2 protein-coding genes and 1 pseudogene are annotated in these 3,366 nt (G+C 68.9%); all 3 read right to left on the bottom strand.

The window, feature by feature from the left end; translation table 11 throughout:
- Nucleotides 1-1,250, bottom strand: a pseudogene (locus tag VFT73_RS12815) (prenyltransferase/squalene oxidase repeat-containing protein); the annotation flags it as partial.
- Complete coding sequence (gene hpnE / locus VFT73_RS12810; protein ID WP_326411724.1) at nt 1,247-2,512, bottom strand: hydroxysqualene dehydroxylase HpnE; 1,266 nt, start codon at nt 2,510-2,512, stop codon at nt 1,247-1,249. The gene hpnE and the pseudogene VFT73_RS12815, both read right to left, overlap by 4 nt.
- Nucleotides 2,509-3,360: a presqualene diphosphate synthase HpnD gene (gene hpnD, locus VFT73_RS12805; protein WP_326411728.1), complete on the bottom strand. Its 852-nt coding sequence runs from the start codon at nt 3,358-3,360 to the stop codon at nt 2,509-2,511. The genes hpnE and hpnD overlap by 4 nt, the downstream gene beginning before the upstream one ends.
- Nucleotides 3,361-3,366 lie beyond the last annotated feature (6 nt).

Below are 3,366 nucleotides of genomic sequence, written 5' to 3'. Positions count from 1 at the left end.
CCCGCCGTCCATTCGACCGCGCGCGCGATTGCCGGATCGAAGGTGTCGCCGGCGCCGCGCTCGCGCCGCGCCCGGTCCATCGCCATCACCACGACGGCGGTATCGTCGAGATCGGGATAATGCGCGTTGCGATACTGGAAGGCCCAGCCGCCGGGCCGCACGTCCGGCCGCCGTTCGGCCCAGTCGCCCTTCACCTCGAATTCCTGCAGCGGCACCAGCCAGTCGAGGCCACGGCGCGCCGCCATGCCTGCCTCTTCGCCCCCTGCTTCCATCATGGCGTGAGCCGCAAGAGCGGTGTCCCACACTGGCGAGACGCAGGGTTGGCAGTAGGCCTCGTCCTCCTTGACCACCAGCAGCTTGTCGATCGCACGTCGGGCGATCGCGCGGCCGGGATGGTCGGGCGGATAGCCCAGCGCATCGAACATCATCACGCTGTTGGCCATGGCGGGATAGATCGCGCCGAGACCGTCCTCGCCGTTCAGCCGCTCCGTGACGAAGGCGAGGCAGCGCTCAATCGCGCGCCGGCGCAGCAGCTCGGGCCAAAGCGGCTCGGCGACCTTCAGCACGAGGTCCAGACCGTTGAAGAAGATCGCCCACCCCGGACGGCGGTGCGTCGGCACCCGCTGTCCCCTCACGCGCCGCACCGTGAACAGCTCGCGGATCCGCACGCCGCGCCGATTGCGCGCCCGCCGCCGCAGGGCCGCCAGCACCAGGAGCGGCACGATCACTGTCCGCGCCCAGTAGGACATGCGCGAGAGATGGATCGGGAACCAGCGGGGCAGCAGGATCAGCTCCACTGGCATGGTGGGCACACGCCGCCACGGCAGCTCGCCGAACTGCGCCAGGAGAATGCGTGTGAAGACGTTGGCCCTGGCCGCGCCGCCGCGTTCCAGGATCGCCGAACGCGCGCGCACCATGTGCGGCGCCTCGGGATCGTCACCGATCATCTTCAGGCAGAAGTAGGCCTTCACCGAGGCGCTGATGTCGAAGGCGCCGCCATGGAACAGCGGCCAGCCGCCATGCCCGCCCTGGATGCGGCGAAGATAGGCGCCGATCTTGCGTTCCAGCTCGAGATCGTCGGGCTCGCCGAGGTAGTGACGCAACAGCACGTATTCGGCCGGGATCGTGGCGTCGGCCTCGAGCTCGAACACCCAATGCCCGTCGCTTCTCTGCAACCGCTTCAAGGCGGCTGTCGCGCGGCCGATATCGGCTTCGAGGCCGGCTGCTTCGGTGACGACGAGGTCGTTCATCGCGACGCCATGGCGAGCGCCGCCGCCTTCTCGCCCGAGCGCAGCGCGCCCTCGATCGTGGCGGGCAGGCCGGTTGCGGTCCAATCACCCGCGAGGAAGGCATTGGTCCATGGCGTGCGCGCCGACGGGCGCCGTGCTTCCTGCGCTGGCGTCGCGGCAAACGTCGCCCGCTTCTCCTTCACGATGCGGCAAGCCGGAACCGGACTGGAGAGATCATGGACTGCGGCGACGTCGCGCCACAGCGCGTCTGTCAGGGTCTGGTTGTCCATGTCGAGAAGGCGATCGGCGGCGCTGACGGTCACGGAAAGGCGGTCGGGAAAGGCGAAAACCCACTCCGCCGTACCGCCGATCAGCCCGACCATCAACCGTGCATTGGTCGGCGGACTTGCCCGAAAATGCGCATTGACGATGGCGCGGAAATCGTCCGGCACCGTCACTCGTGGCAACAGAGCCTGCACCGTCCACGGCGGCACGGCGAAAACCACCTTGTCCTGCGGCCCGAGCCGTTCCTCGCCATCGTCGAAGCCCAGGGTCGCGACCCTGTCGTCTTCGAGAGTGACCGCGCGCAGCGGTCGACCGAGCCTGATATCGCCGCCGTCCTTGCGCAGGCGGTCGAGCGCCGGGTCGACGAAGGCCGCAGCAAGGCTCGGCGTCGCAATGCGCGGCCGTGTTTGCCGGCCGCCCTTCATCAGGGTCTCGCGAAACACTGCGCCCGCGAGATCCGCGGAGGCTTCTTCGGGTGGGGTATTGAGAATTGAGACGAGCAGCGGCCGAAGAAGCTTCTCCCAGACGACGCCCTGGCAGGAAATGACCTGGTCGATGCGCCGGTCCGGATGCGGCCGCGTCAAAGCGAGCATGGCGAGGTAATCACTCGAACTCGTGCCGGGCACGCGTCGCTTGCCCGACAGGATCCACCACGGAAGTGCACCGTCATTCGGTCGAAGGATCCAGCGCCTGTTGCTGCCCCGATCGACGAACGGAAACTCCGCCTCCCGCGGCCCGGTCAGACGGTCCTGCGCGCCGATCGCCCGCAAGTAGCGACCGACAGCGGGATTGCCGGACAGCACGAGGTGGTTGCCGTTGTCGATCACCATGTCGAGCTGGGCATCGTGGTACGAACGGCAGCGGCCCCCGGCCTGGCGGGCGGCCTCCGACAGCACGACGGGCACGCCGCGATCCGCGAGCGTGACAGCCGCGGACAATCCCGCGAGCCCGCCGCCGACGACATGGACCCGCGCTGCTGCTGCAGCCCGCTCGATCATCGCGATATGCAGCAGCGGGCGACAAGGCCCAGCAGGCGGAGCTTGCCGATCCGCACACGACGGCGCGGTGGCGCCCATCCTTCGGCCAGCATCTCCTGCAATATCGCTCGGTAGACCGCCGCCATCAGGCGCGGCGCCAGCAGCCGGCCGCGCGGCCGGGCGCGCAACACGCGGTCTGCGGCATCGAAATGCGCCTGCGCCCGCAGCGCCAGCCGCCGGCCGGCCGCATCGACGCGAGGATCGCCGATCGCAGCCTGCGGATCGTTCGCCTCGATGCCTGCCTCGGCCAGCAATTCGCGCGGCAAATAGAGGCGGCCGATGTCCGCGTCCTCGTCGAGGTCGCGCAGGATGTTGGTGAGCTGCAAGGCGCGGCCGAGCTCGTGCGCCAGCGCAAAGCCCGGCTTGTCGTCCATGCCGAAGATGCGGATCGAAAGCCGCCCCACCGCCGATGCCACGCGCTCGCAATAGAGATCGAGCGTCTCGAGATCGGGCGCGCGGATGTCGGCCGCGACGTCCATCTCCATGCCGTCGATCACGGCGAGGAAATCGGCTTCCCGCAGCTTGAAGTCGCGCCTGGCGAAGTCGAGGAACGCCGCCTGGCCCGCCGGCCTGCCGGCATAGAGGGCGGCAATGTCCGCGCGCCACTCGTCGAGCGCTTTCGCCCGCTCCGGCCGGGGCCGCGTGCCATCGTCGGCGATATCGTCGACCAGCCGGCAGAAGCCGTAGATGGCGAACATCGCCATCCGCTCCGCCTTCGGCATGAGAAGCATGGCCGTGTAAAAGGAGCTGCCCGAGACGCGGGCCTGGATCTCGGCGAAATCGGCCTGAGTTTGCGATGCCGCGGTCATCCCCGG

This window comes from Sphingomonas sp. (assembly GCF_035758555.1).
In the GTDB taxonomy this organism is placed as follows: Bacteria; Pseudomonadota; Alphaproteobacteria; order Sphingomonadales; family Sphingomonadaceae; genus Sphingomonas_B.
Note: the sequence above shows the minus strand (reverse complement) of the source record. Positions and strands in the feature narration are given on the sequence as shown.